General features: G+C 73.1%; 17 protein-coding genes. 12 read left to right on the top strand and 5 right to left on the bottom strand.

Annotated features, from left to right (window positions below; all coding sequences use genetic code 11):
• Positions 1-3 precede the first annotated feature (3 nt).
• Positions 4-324, bottom strand: a complete 321-nt coding sequence (locus tag N553_RS0101885) for a PLDc N-terminal domain-containing protein (protein WP_028045130.1) — start codon at positions 322-324, stop codon at positions 4-6.
• Between the two features lie 59 nt (positions 325-383).
• Between N553_RS0101885 and N553_RS0101880 the strand changes: the two genes are divergently transcribed.
• Positions 384-644 (top strand): DUF4229 domain-containing protein, encoded by a 261-nt coding sequence (locus N553_RS0101880; RefSeq protein WP_028045129.1) that lies wholly within the window; start codon positions 384-386, stop codon positions 642-644.
• Here the strand turns inward: N553_RS0101880 and N553_RS0101875 are convergent.
• Both N553_RS0101875 and menE read right to left on the bottom strand, forming a co-directional pair.
• Positions 641-1,513: a 1,4-dihydroxy-2-naphthoate polyprenyltransferase gene (locus N553_RS0101875; protein WP_028045128.1), complete on the bottom strand. Its 873-nt coding sequence runs from the start codon at positions 1,511-1,513 to the stop codon at positions 641-643. The two genes, N553_RS0101880 and N553_RS0101875, sit on opposite strands and share 4 nt — an antisense overlap.
• Positions 1,510-2,640, bottom strand: a complete 1,131-nt coding sequence (menE, locus tag N553_RS20595; protein WP_156043659.1) for an o-succinylbenzoate--CoA ligase — start codon at positions 2,638-2,640, stop codon at positions 1,510-1,512. Before menE ends, N553_RS0101875 begins: the two co-directional genes overlap by 4 nt.
• Before the next feature lie 93 nt (positions 2,641-2,733).
• On the opposite strand from menE, the gene N553_RS0101865 reads away from it, so the two are divergent.
• From N553_RS0101865 to N553_RS25265, 3 genes are all read left to right on the top strand, one after another.
• Positions 2,734-3,822: a DUF3048 domain-containing protein gene (locus N553_RS0101865; RefSeq protein WP_051639749.1), complete on the top strand. Its 1,089-nt coding sequence runs from the start codon at positions 2,734-2,736 to the stop codon at positions 3,820-3,822.
• Between the two features lie 76 nt (positions 3,823-3,898).
• Entirely contained in the window at positions 3,899-4,966 is a 1,068-nt protein-coding gene (locus N553_RS0101860; RefSeq protein WP_051639748.1) for a DUF3048 domain-containing protein, read from the top strand.
• Positions 4,967-5,050: 84 nt separating this feature from the next.
• The gene (locus N553_RS25265) at positions 5,051-5,209 is read left to right on the top strand and encodes a hypothetical protein (RefSeq protein WP_197029882.1); all 159 of its coding nucleotides are present in this window, start codon (positions 5,051-5,053) and stop codon (positions 5,207-5,209) included.
• Between the two features lie 8 nt (positions 5,210-5,217).
• On the opposite strand, the gene N553_RS0101850 is transcribed toward N553_RS25265, so the two are convergent.
• Complete coding sequence (locus N553_RS0101850; protein ID WP_369796649.1) at positions 5,218-6,180, bottom strand: 1,4-dihydroxy-2-naphthoyl-CoA synthase; 963 nt, start codon at positions 6,178-6,180, stop codon at positions 5,218-5,220.
• A gap of 122 nt (positions 6,181-6,302) precedes the next feature.
• Between N553_RS0101850 and N553_RS0101845 the strand changes: the two genes are divergently transcribed.
• The 5 genes from N553_RS0101845 (at position 6,303) to N553_RS0101825 (ending at position 12,035) form a co-directional block, all read left to right on the top strand.
• A complete protein-coding gene (locus N553_RS0101845; protein ID WP_028045124.1) occupies positions 6,303-6,626 on the top strand; it encodes a multidrug efflux SMR transporter in 324 nt (107 codons plus the stop codon).
• The gene (locus tag N553_RS20590; RefSeq protein ID WP_051639747.1) at positions 6,626-7,219 is read left to right on the top strand and encodes a TetR/AcrR family transcriptional regulator; all 594 of its coding nucleotides are present in this window, start codon (positions 6,626-6,628) and stop codon (positions 7,217-7,219) included. Before N553_RS0101845 ends, N553_RS20590 begins: the two co-directional genes overlap by 1 nt.
• A gap of 9 nt (positions 7,220-7,228) precedes the next feature.
• Positions 7,229-8,179, top strand: coding sequence for an o-succinylbenzoate synthase (locus N553_RS0101835; RefSeq protein ID WP_028045123.1), 951 nt, complete (start codon positions 7,229-7,231; stop codon positions 8,177-8,179).
• Complete coding sequence (gene menD / locus N553_RS0101830) at positions 8,179-9,990, top strand: 2-succinyl-5-enolpyruvyl-6-hydroxy-3-cyclohexene-1-carboxylic-acid synthase (RefSeq protein ID WP_369796647.1); 1,812 nt, start codon at positions 8,179-8,181, stop codon at positions 9,988-9,990. Before N553_RS0101835 ends, menD begins: the two co-directional genes overlap by 1 nt.
• A gap of 104 nt (positions 9,991-10,094) precedes the next feature.
• Positions 10,095-12,035, top strand: coding sequence for a S1C family serine protease (locus tag N553_RS0101825; RefSeq protein WP_051639746.1), 1,941 nt, complete (start codon positions 10,095-10,097; stop codon positions 12,033-12,035).
• A 216-nt stretch (positions 12,036-12,251) separates the two neighbouring features.
• On the opposite strand, the gene N553_RS0101820 is transcribed toward N553_RS0101825, so the two are convergent.
• A complete protein-coding gene (locus N553_RS0101820) occupies positions 12,252-13,589 on the bottom strand; it encodes an isochorismate synthase MenF (protein WP_028045120.1) in 1,338 nt (445 codons plus the stop codon).
• Positions 13,590-13,704: 115 nt separating this feature from the next.
• Between N553_RS0101820 and N553_RS0101815 the strand changes: the two genes are divergently transcribed.
• The 3 genes from N553_RS0101815 to N553_RS0101805 all read left to right on the top strand — a co-directional run bounded on the left by N553_RS0101815 (position 13,705) and on the right by N553_RS0101805 (position 16,348).
• Positions 13,705-14,400 (top strand): demethylmenaquinone methyltransferase, encoded by a 696-nt coding sequence (locus N553_RS0101815; protein ID WP_028045119.1) that lies wholly within the window; start codon positions 13,705-13,707, stop codon positions 14,398-14,400.
• Between the two features lie 263 nt (positions 14,401-14,663).
• Entirely contained in the window at positions 14,664-15,935 is a 1,272-nt protein-coding gene (locus N553_RS0101810; RefSeq protein WP_156043658.1) for a geranylgeranyl reductase family protein, read from the top strand.
• 50 nt (positions 15,936-15,985) lie between these two features.
• Positions 15,986-16,348 (top strand): NADH-quinone oxidoreductase subunit A, encoded by a 363-nt coding sequence (locus N553_RS0101805; protein WP_028045117.1) that lies wholly within the window; start codon positions 15,986-15,988, stop codon positions 16,346-16,348.
• Positions 16,349-16,369 lie beyond the last annotated feature (21 nt).

The raw sequence follows: 16,369 nt of genomic DNA, 5'->3' as shown, positions 1-16,369 counted from the left end.
GTGTCAGCCGACGGCAGGTGGCCCGTCGTTGCGACGGCGCTCCTCGTCGAGCCGGCGCAGGAACTCCGGGTCGTCGTCGGGCGCCGGCGAGCGCAGGCGTTCCGGCCGGCTCGTGGGGGGCGTGTCGGAGATCTCCGCGTAGGCCGTACGCCTGGACCAGCGGACGCCCAGCCACACCAGGGCACCCAGGACCGGCACCACCAGCACGAGGAGGATCCAGAGCACGGGGTGAACCCCGAGCCGCTCGTCGCGCGTGCTGCGGAGGATGTCGAACAGGCAGTAGATCGTCAGGCCGAGGAGCGCCAGGACGACGAGGTTGCGCATCTCGTCAGAGTAGACGCCGCGGGGCGGGATGAGGGCCCCAGCGGCCTACCCTGGTGCCCGTGCCCGTCGTCGTCTTCTCGATCCTGCGCCTCGCCCTGTTCGCCGTGTGCTTCGCCATCTTGTGGTGGGTCGGGATGCGGTCGTGGCTGACCCCCGTCGTCGCGGCCTTCCTGGCGTGGGGACTCTCCTACGTGCTGCTGTCCCGCCAGCGCGACGCGGCCGCTCGGCACATCGCGGACCGCGTGGAGCGCGGACGCCGACCCGACGTCGACGCGATCGTCGAGGATGCCGCGGACGAGGCGGCCCGGCGGGAGCCCTAGAGCGCGAGGCCGATGCCGAGCAGGATCCCGAAGGCCAGCTCGAGCAGCCCGGTGAACATGAGCACGGGCACCAGCGCGCGGCCGCGAGCACCCAGCAGGACCGTCACGGCGAGCGCGACCGACGGGAACAGCAGGAGCAGGACGATCAGCGTCCACGGGTTCGCGAACGCGCACCCGATGCCGCCGAGGAGGACCGGGAGCACCACGAGCCCGGCGTAGACCCGGCGCGACCGGTGCTCGCCGAGGCGCACGGCCAGAGTGCGCTTGCCGACGAGCGCGTCCGTGGGCACGTCGCGCAGGTTGTTGGCCATGAGCAGGGCGCACGCGAGCATCCCGACAGCGACCGCCCCCACCCAGGCGGCCCAGGAGACCTCGCCCGCCTGGGTGTACGTCGTGCCGAGCACGGCGACCAGCCCGAAGAACGTGAAGACGCCCACCTCGCCGAGCCCCCGGTAGCCGTAGGGCTTGCGGCCGCCGGTGTATCCCCAAGCGGCGAGGATCGCGGCCGCCCCGACGGCGAGCAACCACCACTGGCCGGACAGCGAGACGAGCCACAGGCCCAGCACCGCGGCGACGCCGAACGCCGTGAAAGCCGCGCCCTTGACCGTCCTCGGGCTCGCTGTGCCGGACGCGGTCAGGCGCAGAGGACCGACGCGGTCGACGTCGGTACCGCGGATCCCGTCGGAGTAGTCGTTGGCGTAGTTGACACCCACCTGCAGAGCGAGGGCGACCCCGAGGGCCAGGGCGGCCCGACCGAGGTCGAACGCGCCCAGGTGAGCGGCGGCGCCGCTGCCGACGAGGACCGGGGCGGCGGCGGCAGGCAGCGTGCGCAGACGAGCGCCCTGCACCCAGTCGCTGGCAGTGGTCACGTGTCGTTCCTCTCGATGAAGGTCCCTTGCTGGAGCAGGGCACCGGCGAGCCGTGCGGCGGCCCGACGGTCGATCTTGCCCGGCCCGCGCAGCGGGAGCGAACCTGTGACCACGAGGTGGCGCGGGGCGTGGGCCGCGCCGAGGCGTTCGGTGACCACCGCGCGTGCGTCCGCGAGCGTCGGCGTGCTCCCCGGGCGCGGCACCACGACGGCCACCACGACCTGCCCCCACTCGGCGTCCGGAAGTCCGACGACGACCACCTCGCCGAACCGTTCGAGGACCGCCTCGACCGCGTGCGGCGAGACCTTGGTGCCGCCGCTGACCAGCACGTCGTCGGCCCGGCCCAGCACGGTGAGCCGTCCGCCCGCCCAGGACCCGAGGTCGGAGGTCACCAGCCAGCGACGCCCGTCGACGTGCACGAACGGGTCCTCGAGGTGGCCGCGCCCGCCCGTGTACCCCTCGGCCAGGACCGGTCCCGCCAGCAGGATGCGCCCCGCGTCATCGGTCCGGACGGAGACGCCGTCGAGCGGGACACCGTCGTACACGCAGCCGCCGCACGTCTCGGACATCCCGTAGGTGGTGACCACCGCGACACCCGCGGACCGGGCCCGGTCCAGCAGGTCGCTGCCCGTCGCGGCACCACCGACCAGCACGGCGTCGAACTCGCGCAGGGCGTCGGAGCCGGCGGGGTCGTCCAGAAGCCGTACGAGCTGGGTCGGAACGAGTGACGTGTACCGGGGGCCGGAATGCATGGTGGTCGCCGCGGCCACGAAGGCGGGTGCCCGGAACGGCCCGTCCGGCAGGACGACCGGTCGGGTGCCTGCGAGCACCGACCGGACCAGGACCTGCAGACCGGCGACGTGCTGCAGCGGCAGTGCGAGGAGCCAGTGCCCCGGACCGGCCAGGCGGTCGGCCGTCGCGGCCGCCGAGGCGCGCAGCGCGGCGGCCGAGAGCAGCACGCCGCGCGGGTCGCCGGTCGAGCCGGACGTGCGCACCACGAGCGCGACCTCGTCGGCGACCGTGTCGGGGCCCGGGCCGACGGCGGCGCCCGTGCCGTCGAGAGCGGCCGCGAGCGCCGGGAGCAGGAGATCGGCCCGCGCGGGGACGTCGCGCAGGGGCCGGCTCACCGGTCCAGGGTAGGGCGCGCCGTCGCGGCGGTCTCCGAGTGGCCAGGAATCGGGCCGTAGAGTATCGGCGGTCCCACCCTCAAGGAGCTCCCTGTGCCCACTGCCCTCATCCGCACTCGTCGCCTGCCGGCGCTGCTCGTCGTCGCGGCCGGTGCGATGTCACTGCTGGCCGCCTGCAGCGGTGGGTCGTCCGAGTCGCCCACGCCCGTCGCGGACGTGTCGCAGCCGACAGTGATCGAGCCCGCGAAGGGTGCCCCGCCCGCACCGGCCGCGCCGCCGCGGTGGCCCTTGACGGGCGTCGCCGCCACCGACATGCCCGTGCGGCCCTCGCTCGCGGTGAAGATCGAGAACTCCGGCGAGGCCCGACCGCAGACCGGTCTGGACGAGGCGGACAACGTCTGGGAAGAGGTCGTCGAGGGCGGCATCAGCCGGTTCGTCGCGGTCTACCACTCGAAGGTCCCCGCCGAGGTCGGTCCGATCCGCTCGGTGCGCCCGATGGACCCCGCGATCGTCGCCCCGATGCACGGGCTCATCGCGTTCTCCGGTGGCCAGCCCGGTTTCGTGAACGAGCTGAAGGCTGCCGGGATCCAGACGATCAGCCAGGACGCGGGCGCAGCCGGCTTCTACCGCAAGAAGGGTGTCGCGCCGGCACCCCACAACGTCTACGGCACCCCGGAGACGTTCTGGAGCCAGGCGGATGCCGAGCACAGTGCCACCCCGCCCACCCAGTTCGTCTTCGCCAAGAAGGCGGAGTCCGCGAGTGCGGTCGTCAGCGGCTCCCCGGCCGGGACCGTCAGCGTCAAGCTGTCCGGCTACGCCAAGCCGACGTGGTCCTGGGACGCGCCGTCGAGCACCTACCTGCGCTCGGAGGGCACCACGCCCGCGGTCGTCCGCACGGGTGCGCGGATGGCGGCCACCAACATCGTCACCCTCTCGGTCCAGCTGGTGAACTCGGGGACCTTCGACCCCGCGGGGAACCCGGTGCCCGAGACCGTGCTGGAGGGCACCGGCGACGGGACCCTGTCCAGCGGCGGCAAGTCGGTCCCGGTCCGGTGGGCGAAGGGCTCGGTCGGTGAGGTGCTCACCCTGGCGACCGCTGACGGAGCCCCGGCGACGCTGGCCCCGGGCGTGACCTGGATCGAGCTGGTCCCGGTGGGTTCGGGTTCCGTCACGATGGGCTGACCCGGCCTGTGCTCCCGCGTCCCGCCGTGGTCGCATGGCAACCTGGAGCATCAGCACGGTGGCGACAGGGGGCGGTATGAGGACCAAGACGCGTGTGGGGTCGATCGGTGTGGCGCTCGGTGCGCTGCTGGCTCTGGTGTCCTGCAGCTCGCCGGCTCCGGAGCCCGCGCCCAGCGCCACCACGGTGACTGTCCTTCCGACGGTCCCTCCCGCCAAGGCGGCGGCACCCGTCCCGGTCGTGGCGCCGAGCTGGCCCTTGACGGGCGTCCCCGGTGATCCTGCGTCGCGTCCCGCGCTCGCGGTGAAGATCGAGAACACGCCGGTGGCACGGCCGCAGTCGGGCCTGGAGCAGGCGGACGTGGTCTGGGAGACCATCGTCGAGTTCGACGTGTCCCGGCTCGTCGCGGTCTTCCACTCGCAGGTGCCCGCCGAGGTCGGACCGATCCGGTCGGTGCGTCCGATGGACCCGCTGATCCTCGCTCCCATGCACGGGCTGCTGGCGTTCTCCGGCGGTCAGCCGGGCATCCTCACGCTCGTCGCCCAGAGTGGCGTCCAGATGATCAGTCATGACGCGGGTGCTCCGGGGATGTACCGGACCAAGGACCGTGCGGCACCGCACAACGTCTACGGCACCCCGACGGTGTTCTGGGCCCAGGCGGACGCCGACCACCAGGCACCGCCCGGCGAGCAGTTCACGATCGCGCGCAGCGCCGACCGGGCCGCCGCCGTGGTCGGCGGTGCCCCGGCCGGGACGCTCTCCTTCCAGCTCTCCCCGGCGTCGAGCCCGACCTGGACCTGGGACGCCGCCTCGGGCACGTGGCTCCGGTCGGAGGGCGCCACACCGGCGACGTCGCGCGGCGGTGCGCGTCTGTCGGCCGTCAACGTCGTCTCGATCACCGCGGCTCACCCTCCGACCGGCTATGCCGCGCAGGGTGGCACGCCTGTTCCGACGTACGAGCTGGTGGGATCCGGCGAGGGTCTGGTGGCGACGGGTGGCAAGACCCTTCCGGTCACCTGGAAGAAGGACTCCCAGGACGCACCGATGCGCCTCTTCGCGGCCGACGGGTCGCCGGCCGACCTGGCGCCGGGCAACACCTGGGTCGAGCTGGTGCCGGCCGGGTCAGGATCCGTGACGGTCGGCTGAGTCCGTCCCAGGGATGACCTGGCGGCTCCGGACCGAGACCCGGGGCCGATGTGCTCCCCACGCCCACCCGGGCAGCCTGGAGGCATGGCAGATCCCACGCACTCTCCCGCGAGTGAGCACGACGTCCGTTCGATGGCTGCCGTGGTCGCGGCCGGCGTCGTCCTCGTCGCGCTCCTGGTCGCCACGGCGGGCGTCCTCGGGGCGATCGTCGACGTGGCCGGCTGGGCCATGGGCGGCCGGTAGCGACGCGCTCAGTACGCGTACGGGAAGCCCGACCAGTCCGGCTCTCGGCGCTGCAGGAAGGCGTCCCGGCCCTCGACGGCCTCGTCCGTCATGTACGCCAGGCGCGTCGCCTCGCCTGCGAACACCTGCTGGCCGGCCAGGCCGTCGTCGGCGAGGTTGAACGCGAACTTGAGCATCCGGACGGCCTGCGGCGACTTCGTCGCGATGATCCGCGCGTACTCGATCCCGGCCTCCTCGAGGTCGTCATGGGCCACGACGTCGTTGACGGCCCCCCAGGCGAGTGCCTGCTCGGCCGAGTACTCCCGCGCCAGGAAGAAGATCTCCCGCGCCCGCTTCTGACCGACCTGACGGGCGAGCAGCGCTGACCCGTACCCGCCGTCGAACGAGCCGACGTTGGCGTCGGTCTGCATGAATCGCGCATGCTCGCGGCTGGCGATCGTCAGGTCCGCGACGACGTGCAGGGAGTGGCCGCCGCCGGCTGCCCAGCCGTTGACCAGGGCGACGACGACCTTGGGCATCGTCCGGATGAGTCGCTGCACCTCCAGGATGTGGAGGCGTCCTGCCCGCGCGGGATCGATGCCCTCGGACGTCTCACTGTCGGCGTAGCGGTAGCCGTCGCGGCCGCGGATGCGCTGGTCGCCGCCGGAGCAGAACGACCAGACGCCGTCCTTCGGGGCCGGCCCGTTGCCGGTGAGCAGCACGGTCCCGACGTTCGAGGTGGTGCGCGCGTGGTCGAGCACCCGGTAGAGCTCGTCGACGGTGTGCGGCCGGAACGCGTTGCGCACCTCGGGCCGGTGGAACGCGACCCGGACCACCGGGGTGTCCCGTTCGAGGGCGCCCTGCGCGGCCTGCTCGGGGCTGGGCCGGGCGACGCCGCGGTGGTAGGTCAGGTCGGTGAGGTCCTCGAACCCGTCGACGGTCCGCCACCGTGTCGGGTCGAAGGTGTCGCTGACGGGTGCCGGGAGGTTCACGACGCCCAGCCTATCGGTTTGGTACGCTTGTACCAGAACGTGCGCGTGACGGCGGGGACTGCCACCCGGCGCGCACGGTCCCACCGCCTGCGGCGAGCCCAGGCGGACGGAGGTGCATCACCATGGCATGGGTCGTTCTCATCGTGTCCGGCATGCTCGAGGCGGGCTGGGCACTGAGCCTCAAGGCGTCCGACGGCTTCACCAGGCTGTGGCCGAGCGTCCTCTTCGTCGTGATGCTGGCCGCCTCCATGGGAGGCCTGGCCTGGTCGCTCAAGACGTTGCCGGTCGGGGTCGCGTACGGAGTCTGGGTCGGCATCGGGGCGGCGCTGACCGCGGTCCTGGCGATCGTGTTCCTCGGCGAGTCCGTGTCTGTGCTCAAGATCGTCTCGCTCGTCCTCATCGTCGCCGGCGTGGTCGGGCTCAACCTGTCCGGCGGCGGGCACTGATGGCCGGATCGACGGGCAAGGGGGCGCGTCGCCGCGACGAGCTCGCCCAGGCCGCCGCAGCCCTCATGCTCCGCGAGGGACCGGGCGCACTGACGCACCGCAGGGTCGCCGTCGAGGCGGGCGCGTCCGTCTCGGCCACGACGTACTACTTCGGCAGCCTGGACGAGCTCGCAGGCGCGGCGGGCGACGCGCTCGCGCAGGCGTGGGCGGCACACGCCCGGGCCACCGAGCACCGGGGCCAGCGCGTGTCCGCCGACCCGCGGGCCGCGGCGGTCCTCGTCGCGGACGCGGTCCTGCCGGCGGGCGACGACGCCGACGTGCGGAGCCACTACGAGCACCTCCTGGGCGCCGGCCGTCACCCCGCGCTGGCGCGCGCGTTCGCCGCGGGCCGGTCGGGGGTCGACGAGGCGGTCGAGCACCTGGTCTCCCTGGTGGGTGCACCCACGAGTGCTCAGGTCACCATCGCGATCGTGGACGGCGGCGTGGTCAGCGCGCTCACCGAGCACCGGGAGGTGCGCCCGACCGTGCGGGACCTGCTCGTTGCCGCCTGGAGCTGTGCTCCTGCCGGCCGGGAGCAAAGTCCGGCCGCGTAGGGTTGTGCCATGCCCGCTGACCTGCACGTCTGGTCCGTCCCGTTGCGGACCAGGTTCCGCGGACTGACCGTCCGAGACGGCGTTCTCGTGCAGGGCGACGCCGGCTGGGCGGAGTTCAGCCCGTTCTGGGACTACGACGAGCAGGAGTCGCTCGCGTGGTGGCGCGCCGCCCGGGAGGCGGCCGACGAGGGCTGGCCGGCGCCCGTGCGCGACCGGATCCCGGTCAACGTCACCGTGCCGGCCGTCGACGCGGCGACCGCTCACGCCATCGTGCTCGCCTCCGGTGGCTGCCGGACCGCCAAGGTCAAGGTCGCCGAGCCCGGCCAGTCGCTCGCTGACGAGATCGCGCGCCTCGAGGCCGTGCGCGACGCTCTCGGACCGAGCGGCGCGATCCGCATCGACGCCAACGCCGCCTGGGACGTCGACACGGCCGTCGCGAGGCTCCACGCGCTCGACCGCGCCGCCGGCGGCCTCGAGTACGCCGAGCAGCCCGTTCCGTCCGTCGAGGACCTCGCCGAGCTCCGCCGGCGCACCCACGTGCCGATCGCCGCCGACGAGTCGATCCGTCGGGCGCAGGACCCGTGGGCCGTCGCGCGAGCGCACGCCGCCGACGTCGTGGTCCTCAAGGTGCAGCCCCTGGGTGGTGTGCGCGCGTGCCTCGAGCTCGCCGAGACCCTCGGCCTCCCGGTCGTCGTGTCCAGCGCCCTGGAGTCCTCCGTCGGCCTGGCAGCCGGGATCGCGCTCGCCGCCGCGCTGCCCGAGCTGCCGTACGCCTGCGGCCTCGCGACCGCCCAGCTGCTTGCCGCGGACCTCGTCGCCGAGCCGCTCCTTCCGCAGGACGGCGCGATCGCCGTGCGTCGCCCTGCACCCGACCCGACGGTCCTCGCACGCGCCGCCGCGGCGCCCGACCTCGCCGACCGGTGGCGTCGACGGGTCGCCGCCGTCCAGGCTCAGGCATGATGGCAGGCGTGACGACGACGGACGCAGGGGGTGGTCCGGCGACCTCCGCGGCCCGGGTCCTGGTCCAGGCGCTCGCAGCCCTGGGCGTCGAGGACGTCGTGCTCGCTCCCGGTTCCCGCAGCGCACCGCTCGCCTACGCGCTCGCGGACGCAACTCGGCCGGAGCCGCCGGCCGGTGCACCCGCACTGCGGCTGCACGTGCGGGTCGACGAGCGGTCGGCGGGGTTCCTGGCCCTCGGCCTCGCCCGGGCGTCCACCGTGGGACCGGACGGCGGGTCGGTGCCGCCGCGCCCCGTCGCCGTCGTCACCACCTCGGGCACCGCGGTGGCGAACCTGCATCCGGCGGTCCTCGAGGCGCACCACAGCGGTCTGCCCCTCGTCGTGCTCACGGCCGACCGCCCGCACGAGCTGCGTGGCACCGGTGCCAACCAGACCACCGAGCAGGTCGGCGTGTTCGGCCCGGCCGTCCGCCTGTGCCTCGACCTGCCGGCCCCGGACGGGCGGTCCGACGAGGCGCGGGACCTGCGCAGGACGGTCGCGCGCGCTCTCGCAGCCGCCACCGGCGCGCGTACCGGCGACCCTGGTCCCGTCCACCTGAACGTCGCGTTCCGCGAACCGCTCGTCCCCGGTCCGGGGGCGTGGCCGGAGCCGTCCACCGTCGGGCTGACCCACGTGCAGGCGCGACCCGTCGCGGCGGTCCTCCCGACCGTGGAACCCTCGCCCGGAGGACGACGCGGCGGCGCGCCGACGATCGTCGTCGCCGGCGACGACGCGGGTCTGCTCGCACGACGCCTCGCCGAGGCGAACGGCTGGCCGTTGCTCGCGGAGCCGTCATCCGGCGCCCGGGGCGGCGCCAATGCGATCGCGGCCTACGTCCACCTGCTCCAGCACCCCCTGCTCGGTGGCTCGGTGCGACGCGTCGTGGTGCTCGGCCGCCCGACATTGTCCCGACCCGTGCAGCGCCTCCTCGGCCGCCCGGACGTCGAGGTCGTCGTGATCGGCGCCCGCGGAGCCGACTGGCCCGATGCGGCACGCAACGCCGCCGAGGTGCTCCTCGAGCCACCCGCGAGGATGCGCACCGGCCGGATGCGGGCGCCCGAGGGCTGGCTCGAGGCCTGGCAGACCGCGGACAAGGCCGCAGGTGCGGCCGTCGACGGGGTGCTCGACGGCTCGTTCGAGGGCCGGCGGTCCCGGAGCGGGACACGCGTCACGGGCCCGGTTCTCGCTCGGGCGGTCGCCGAGGTGAGCGCCCCCGACGACGTCCTCGTCGTCGGGTCGTCCAATCCGGTGCGGGACCTGGACCTCGTGGCCCGCTGGTCGGCCCCGCCGGTCGTCCTGGCCAACCGTGGGCTCGCCGGCATCGACGGCACGATCTCGACCGCCGCCGGCGTCGCGCTCGGGCTGCCGGACCGCCGCGTGCGCGCTCTCCTGGGTGACCTCACGTTCCTGCACGACGTGGGCGGTCTGCTGCGCGGGCCGCTCGAGCACGTGGTGCACCTGCAGCTCGTCGTCGCCAACGACGACGGAGGCTCGATCTTCGCGACGCTGGAGCCCGGCGAGCCGGACCGGGCGGAGGTGTTCGAGCGGGTGTTCGGGACGCCGCACGGGGCGGACATCGCGGCCATCTGCGCGGGGTACGGCGTCCGGCACACCCGCGTCGGTGACGTCGACGGGCTGCTGCCTGCGCTCGCGGCACCCGGGCCGGGGCTCAGCGTCGTCGAGGTCCGCGTGGACCGGAGCGGTCGTCGCGCGCTCGGGGAGCGGCTGGCGGCACAGGTCGTCGCAGCCGTCGCCGACGCTCTCCAGGACTGAGTCGCCCAAATCCACTCGAAACTCGCAGCAAATTCCCAGGTTCTGCTCCGGGTGCCTTCAGCGCGACCTAGTTGAGTGGTCCTCGACCAAGGAGGCCACACCCCATGCCTAAGAACCCCAAGACCGGCGCCAACGTGGGCGACCAGCACCCCGAGAACGAGTCGACTGCACCGGTCGCCCCCGCAGCCGAGACCGCGCCCGTCGCGCCGGCGGCGGAGACGGCACCGGTCACGCCGGTCGCGCAGACCCAGCCGATCGCTCCTGTCACGCAGACGCAGCCGATCGCGCCCCTCGCGCAGACCCAGCCGATCGCCCCGGTCGCCCAGACCCAGCCGATCGCGCCCCTCGCGCAGACCCAGCCGATCCCGCCGGTGCATGCGACGCAGCCGCTGCCCGCCGCTCCGGCGGCTCACCCGACGAACCCCTTCACCCCGCCGCACCCGGCGGCACCCGCCGACCAGCGCGCGCTGTACGAGGCCACCCAGGTCGTCGCCGCCGCGACGGCTGCCGCACACGCCGAGGCCGTCCGTCGTGCCCAGTGGGACGCTGCCCAGCGTGCGTCGATCCAGGACCCGGCGCTCGTCCAGCAGCACGTGCGCGAGCAGCAGGTCGAGCAGCCGGCCGTGTTCCAGGCCGCCTACCAGGCGCCGCAGGAGGCGACCGCCGGGCAGCAGTACCTCCCGCAGGGCCCGGCGCCCGTCGTCCCGACGCAGCGCAAGCGCCGCTCGTGGATCCCCATCACCTCCGCCGCCGCGGCCGCCGCGATCGTGGCTGCCGTCGCCACCGGTGGCGTCGTGCACTCGCTCTCCGGAGACGACGTGGCCGACGCGCTGCGACGCCCTGCCTCCCTGGCCACGATCGGCCAGGACACCAACGACACCGTCCCGGTCTCGGGTTCGACGTCCGACAGCCCGGACTGGGAGGCCGTCTCGAAGGCCGTGCAGGCGTCGGTCGTCGCCATCCAGGTGACCATCGGCGGCGGCGGGGGCGGCGCCGAGGGTTCCGGCGTCATCGTGGACGACGCCGGTCACATCGTGACCAACAACCACGTGGTCGGCGACGCGGACAAGGACAGCATCGAGGTCACGCTCAACGACGGCCGGATCTTCAAGGCCACGGTCGTCGGCACGGACCCGACCACCGACCTCGCCGTCATCAAGCTCACCGACCCGCCCAAGGACCTCAAGCCGGCAGAGTTCGGCGACTCCTCGAAGGTCGTCGTCGGCCAGGCGGTCATGGCTGTGGGCAACCCGCTCGGGTTGGCCAGCACCGTGACCACCGGCATCGTCTCGGCGGTCGACCGCCCGGTCTCGACGTCGGGTGAGAACGGCGGCGACGCCACGGTCACCAACGCCATCCAGGTGGATGCGGCGGTGAACCCGGGCAACTCCGGCGGTCCGCTGTTCGACGCCGCCGGTCGCGTGATCGGGATCAACTCCTCGATCGCGACGCTGTCGCAGGAGTCCGGCTCGATCGGCCTCGGCTTCGCCATCCCGGTGGACCTGGTCAAGAACGTCGCCGCACAGCTCGTCGAGGACGGCACGGCGGAGCACGCGTTCCTCGGGGTGACCCTGTCCGACGGCACCGCGACCGCCGACGACGTGACCCGCCGCGGTGCGGTGGTCCAGTCGGTCAGCGACAGCTCGCCGGCGTCCAAGGCCGGGATCAAGACCGACGACACGATCGTCGCGATCGACGGCAAGGCCGTTGCCGGCGCCGAGTCCCTCACGGCCTACGTCCGGGCGCTCCCGTCCGACACCAAGGTCACGCTGACCGTCGTCCGGGACGGCAAGGCGTCGGAGATGGACGTCACGCTCGCGGTGCGGCCCGAGCCGGCCGCCTCCTCGAACGGCAGCGACGACAACAGCGGCGACAACAGCGGCGACAGCAACGACGAAGGCCAGCAGGCGCCGGACCAGCAGGCTCCCGACCTGGGCTCGCCGGGCGACGGCAGCGACAAGGGTGGCGCGAACGGTCTCCCGAACGGCATGACCCCCGAGCAGCTGTGGGAGTGGTTCCAGAGCCAGCAGCAGGGCAACGGCTGATCGCCTGAGCGTCATCATCTGCCACTGACCACCGGCGGCCGCCGGTCCTCGTACCCCCCATCGGGGATCCGGCCGCCGGTCCTGGACCTACCTGGACGTCTGCCGTGCGGCTCGCACCCCTGGAGCCGCGACCGCGGTCCGACCCGGACCGCACACAGTCCCGGACCGCGCATCAGCGGTCCGGGACTCGGTCGTCCTACGGTCGGCGTCGCCGGGTCAGCGGGGCTGGTCGTCCCGGCCGAGCGCATGCCGCATGGGCTCGAGCTTGGCCTCGGACTCCGCCAGCTCGGCCGCCGGGTCGGAAGCGGCGACGATGCCGCAGCCGGCGAAGAGGCGGACGCGTCGGGGGTCGTCCCGGTCGATGTGCGCGGACCGCAGCGCGATGCCCCACTCGCCGTCGCCGTCCGCGCCGAACCAGCCGACCGGACCCGCGTACCGGGCGCGGTCGATGCCCTCGATGCTCCGGATCAGCTCGCGCGCGGCGACCGTGGGGGTGCCGCAGACGGCGGCCGTCGGGTGCAGTGCAGCCGCGAGTGCGAGCGAGGACGGGTGCGTGGCGTCGGTCGACGTGAGCACGCCCGTGACGTCCGAGGCCAGGTGCAGCACGTTGGGCAGGTGCAGGACGAACGGCACGTCCGGGACGTTCGTCGACGAGCAGAAGGGGTCGAGCGCCTCCGCGACCGACTGCACCGCGTACTCGTGCTCCTCGAGGTCCTTCGACGAGTGCGCGAGGATCGCCGCCCGGGCAAGGTCGGCGTTGTCGTCGCCGGTCCGCCGGATGGTGCCGGCGAGCACACGCGACGTCACCAGGCCCTTCTCGGAGCGCACGAGCAGCTCGGGGGTCGCGCCCACGAGGCCGTCGACGCTGAACGTCCAGCAGGACTCGTAGGTGTCCACGAGACGTTCGAGCGCCCACCGCACGTCGACCGGGTGCTCGGTCCTGGCGTGCACGTCACGAGCGAGGACGACCTTCTCGACGTCGCCCGCGCGGACGGCGGCGATGCCCCGCGCGACGACGTCCATCCAGTCGTGGGCGTCAGCGTCGTCGTAGGCGACGTCGCCGGGGTCGGTCGGAGCGATGCGCGGTCCGGTGACGTCGCTCAGCCGGGGCGCCGCGCCGAGGCGGGCGCCTGTCGTGATCGTCGTCAGCCACGTGTGTCCTCCGCGGCGGCCCACCACGACGCTGGGTACGACGACGACGCCGCCGGCAGGGGAGTCGTCGTCGAACGCGAACGACCCGAACGCGACCGGTCCGCTGCCGGGAACCTGCACCTCGTCGCGGACGATCGCGTGCCTGAGCAACCCGTGCCAGGCGCGCTCGGCCTCCGCGAACCGGTCCGACCCGGAGACCTCGACGCGCAGGGTCTCGCCCCAGGCCACCAGCCCGTCCCCGCGGCGCACCCAGGCGAGCGGCGAGCCGGTCGAGGGGAGCAGGTCCAGCAGGTCGCTCACGGAACGCTGCTCGGCGAGGTCCTCGAGAGCGACGGTGCGGACCACGAGCGGGTGCGGGAGCGGGATCCCCGTCGTCTCGGGGGTGGAGGGCTGCTGGCTCATCGGCTCCAGGGTAAGGCTCCGCGGAGCCGCGGCCACCCGCTCCCTCAGGCGCTCCACAGCGGCGTGCGGCGTCGCCGGTTCGTGAGGGACGCGGCGGACCTGCGACGATGGGGCCATGCCGCGCGCCAGCCTCGACAAGGACCCGCACGACGTCGCCGTGATGTTCGACGCCGTGGCCGCCCGCTACGACCGCACCAACGACGTGCTGTCGCTGGGCCAGGACCGGGCCTGGCGGCGCGCCACCCTCAAGGCCGTCGACGCCCAGCCTGGCCAGACCGTGCTCGACCTCGCGGCCGGTACGGGCACCTCGTCGGAGCCCATGGCCGATGCCGGGGTGCGCGTGGTCGCGTGCGATCTCTCCGTCGGGATGCTCGAGGTGGGCAAGCGGCGCCGGCCCGACCTGCCGTTCGTGGCCGGTGACGCTCTGCACCTGCCGTTCGCCGACGAGTCCTTCGACGCGGTGACGATGTCGTTCGGCCTGCGGAACGTCTCGGACGTCGAGGGGGCCCTGGACGAGCTCTACCGCGTGACCAAGCCGGGCGGCCGGCTCGTCGTGTGCGAGTTCTCGACCCCGACGTTCGCACCGTTCCGCACCGTCTACACGAACTACCTCATGCGTGCCCTGCCGCCGGTCGCGCGAGCGGTCTCCAAGGAGCCGGACGCCTACGTCTACCTCGCCGAGTCGATCCGTGAGTGGCCCGACCAGACGGCGCTCGGCCGACTGATCAAGGGCACGGGCTGGACCGAGGTCGCGTTCCGCAACCTCACCGGCGGCGTCGTCGCCCTGCACCGTGCGACGCGCCCGGAATAAGCACGGCGCAACGTCCTGCACGCGCCGATCCGGGGTCGCCGCGACTCGTCGCCCCGTATGGGTGAACAATGTCCCCGTGACGCCTCACGCGTGGTCGGTGAAGCGTCCGTCGTCGGGTGCCCGCGGGCGAGTCTCTGTGCTGTTCAGCGCCGTTCTTCCTCTGCTCTCCGCAAGTAAGCCAAGCCTTCGCAGACATCGAATGTGGCCGTGGTTACACTCGCCGAGTCAGCTCGTGAACAACGTCACAAGTGGGGTCACTGGTGGTGGATGCAGCGCTCGATGACGCAGACGTCATCGTCGTGGGTGCGGGCCCGGCCGGGTCCGCCGCCGCGTTCCACTGCGCCTCCGCGGGCCTCGACGTGCTGCTGCTCGAGAAGTCGGAGTTTCCACGGGACAAGATCTGTGGCGACGGGCTGACACCACGCGCGGTCGCCGAGCTGGTACGGATGGGACTGCCGATCCGCGAGCAGGACGGCTGGATCCGGAACAGGGGCCTGCGGGTCCTCGGCGGCGGGCACCGGCTCGAGCTGGAGTGGCCCGAGCTGTCGAGCTACCCGTCGTACGGGCTCGCCAAGTCGCGGATGTCGCTCGACCACACTCTCGTCGACCACGCCCGGTCAGCCGGCGCGAAGCTCCAGGAGCGGACCAACGTCACCGGCGCGGTCAGGGACGAGCGCTCGGGCAGGGTCGTGGGCGTCACCGCGAAGACCGAGGACGGCGCCGCGACCTATCGCGCCCCGGTCGTCATCGCCGCGGACGGGGTCTCGGCGCGCCTGGCCACGGGCATGGGGCTCGAGAAGCGCATGGACCGCCCGATGGGCGTCGCGGTGCGCACGTACTTCCGTACCCCACGGCACGACGACGCGTGGATGGAGAGCCACCTCGAGCTCTGGGACGGGGTCCCGCACAAGTCGAACCTGATGCCCGGGTACGGGTGGATCTTCGCCCTCGGCGACGGCACCGCGAACGTCGGCCTGGGGTCGGTGTCGAGCACCGCGGCCGCGACGAAGGTCGACTACAAGTCACTGTTCGCCAAGTGGATGGCCAACGCACCGGCCGAGTGGGAGTTCACACCGGACAACCAGGTCGGCCCGGTACGCGGCGCGGCGCTTCCCATGGGGTTCAACCGCGGCCCGCTGTACGGCAACGGCCTCATGCTCGTCGGTGACTCCGCCGGGATGATCAGCCCGTTCAACGGCGAGGGCATCGCGTACGGCCTGCAGGCCGGCCGAGTTGCCGCCGACGCCATCGCCCAGGGCCTGGCGCGGGGGACCGCAGCCGGCCGGGAGCGAGCGTTCGCCACGTACCAGGGCCGGATGAAGGATGACCTCGGCGGTTACTACACGCTCGGGCGGATCTTCGTCCGGCTCATCGAGCACCCGGAGATCATGCGGGTGTGCACGCGGTACGGCCTGCCGAGGCCGCTCGTCATGAAGTTCGTCCTGAAGCTCCTGTCCGACTGCTACGAACCCCGTGGTGGTGACCTGGTCGACCGGGTCATCTCCGGACTGAGCCGGCTCGCACCGGCAGCCTGAACGCCCTGCACGTCCCCGAGCAACACCTCGCCGTTGAGGAGTGACGCACGATGAGCAATCCCTACGTGCCTCTGCTGTTCCTGATGGGCATCGCTGCCCTGATGGCGCTGGGTGGCGTCGGCTCGTCCGTGATCCTCGGCCCCAAGCGGTACAACCGCGCCAAGCTCGAGGCGTACGAGTGCGGCATCGAGCCGACCCCGCACGCCATCGGCGGGGGCCGCTTCCCGATCAAGTACTACCTCGTCGCGATGACGTTCATCGTGTTCGACATCGAGGTGGTGTTCCTCTACCCGTGGGCCGTCAGCTTCGGCACGCTGGCTCTGTTCGGTCTCGTCGCGATGATGGGGTTCCTGCTCATCATCACGGTGCCGTTCGTGTACGAGTGGCGTCGCGGAGGCTTCGAGTGGGACTGACCAAGGACCAGAGCAGCCCAG

Source organism: Cellulomonas sp. URHE0023 (assembly GCF_000688475.1).
Lineage (GTDB): Bacteria > Actinomycetota > Actinomycetes > Actinomycetales > Cellulomonadaceae > Cellulomonas.
The sequence above is the reverse complement of the archived record's forward strand: the minus strand, read 5'-3'. Positions and strand labels throughout refer to the sequence as shown.

Excerpts from the sequence above, each read along its gene's own strand:
- N553_RS0101885 (WP_028045130.1), bottom strand. The coding sequence starts at position 324 with ATGCGCAACCTCGTCGTCCTGGCGCTCCTCGGCCTGACGATCTACTGC.
- N553_RS0101860 (WP_051639748.1), top strand. The coding sequence starts at position 3,899 with ATGAGGACCAAGACGCGTGTGGGGTCGATCGGTGTGGCGCTCGGTGCG.
- N553_RS25265 (WP_197029882.1), top strand. The coding sequence starts at position 5,051 with ATGGCAGATCCCACGCACTCTCCCGCGAGTGAGCACGACGTCCGTTCG.
- N553_RS0101845 (WP_028045124.1), top strand. The coding sequence starts at position 6,303 with ATGGCATGGGTCGTTCTCATCGTGTCCGGCATGCTCGAGGCGGGCTGG.
- N553_RS20590 (WP_051639747.1), top strand. The coding sequence starts at position 6,626 with ATGGCCGGATCGACGGGCAAGGGGGCGCGTCGCCGCGACGAGCTCGCC.
- N553_RS0101835 (WP_028045123.1), top strand. The coding sequence starts at position 7,229 with ATGCCCGCTGACCTGCACGTCTGGTCCGTCCCGTTGCGGACCAGGTTC.
- menD (WP_369796647.1), top strand. The coding sequence starts at position 8,179 with ATGGCAGGCGTGACGACGACGGACGCAGGGGGTGGTCCGGCGACCTCC.
- N553_RS0101825 (WP_051639746.1), top strand. The coding sequence starts at position 10,095 with ATGCCTAAGAACCCCAAGACCGGCGCCAACGTGGGCGACCAGCACCCC.
- N553_RS0101820 (WP_028045120.1), bottom strand. The coding sequence starts at position 13,589 with ATGAGCCAGCAGCCCTCCACCCCCGAGACGACGGGGATCCCGCTCCCG.
- N553_RS0101815 (WP_028045119.1), top strand. The coding sequence starts at position 13,705 with ATGCCGCGCGCCAGCCTCGACAAGGACCCGCACGACGTCGCCGTGATG.
- N553_RS0101805 (WP_028045117.1), top strand. The coding sequence starts at position 15,986 with ATGAGCAATCCCTACGTGCCTCTGCTGTTCCTGATGGGCATCGCTGCC.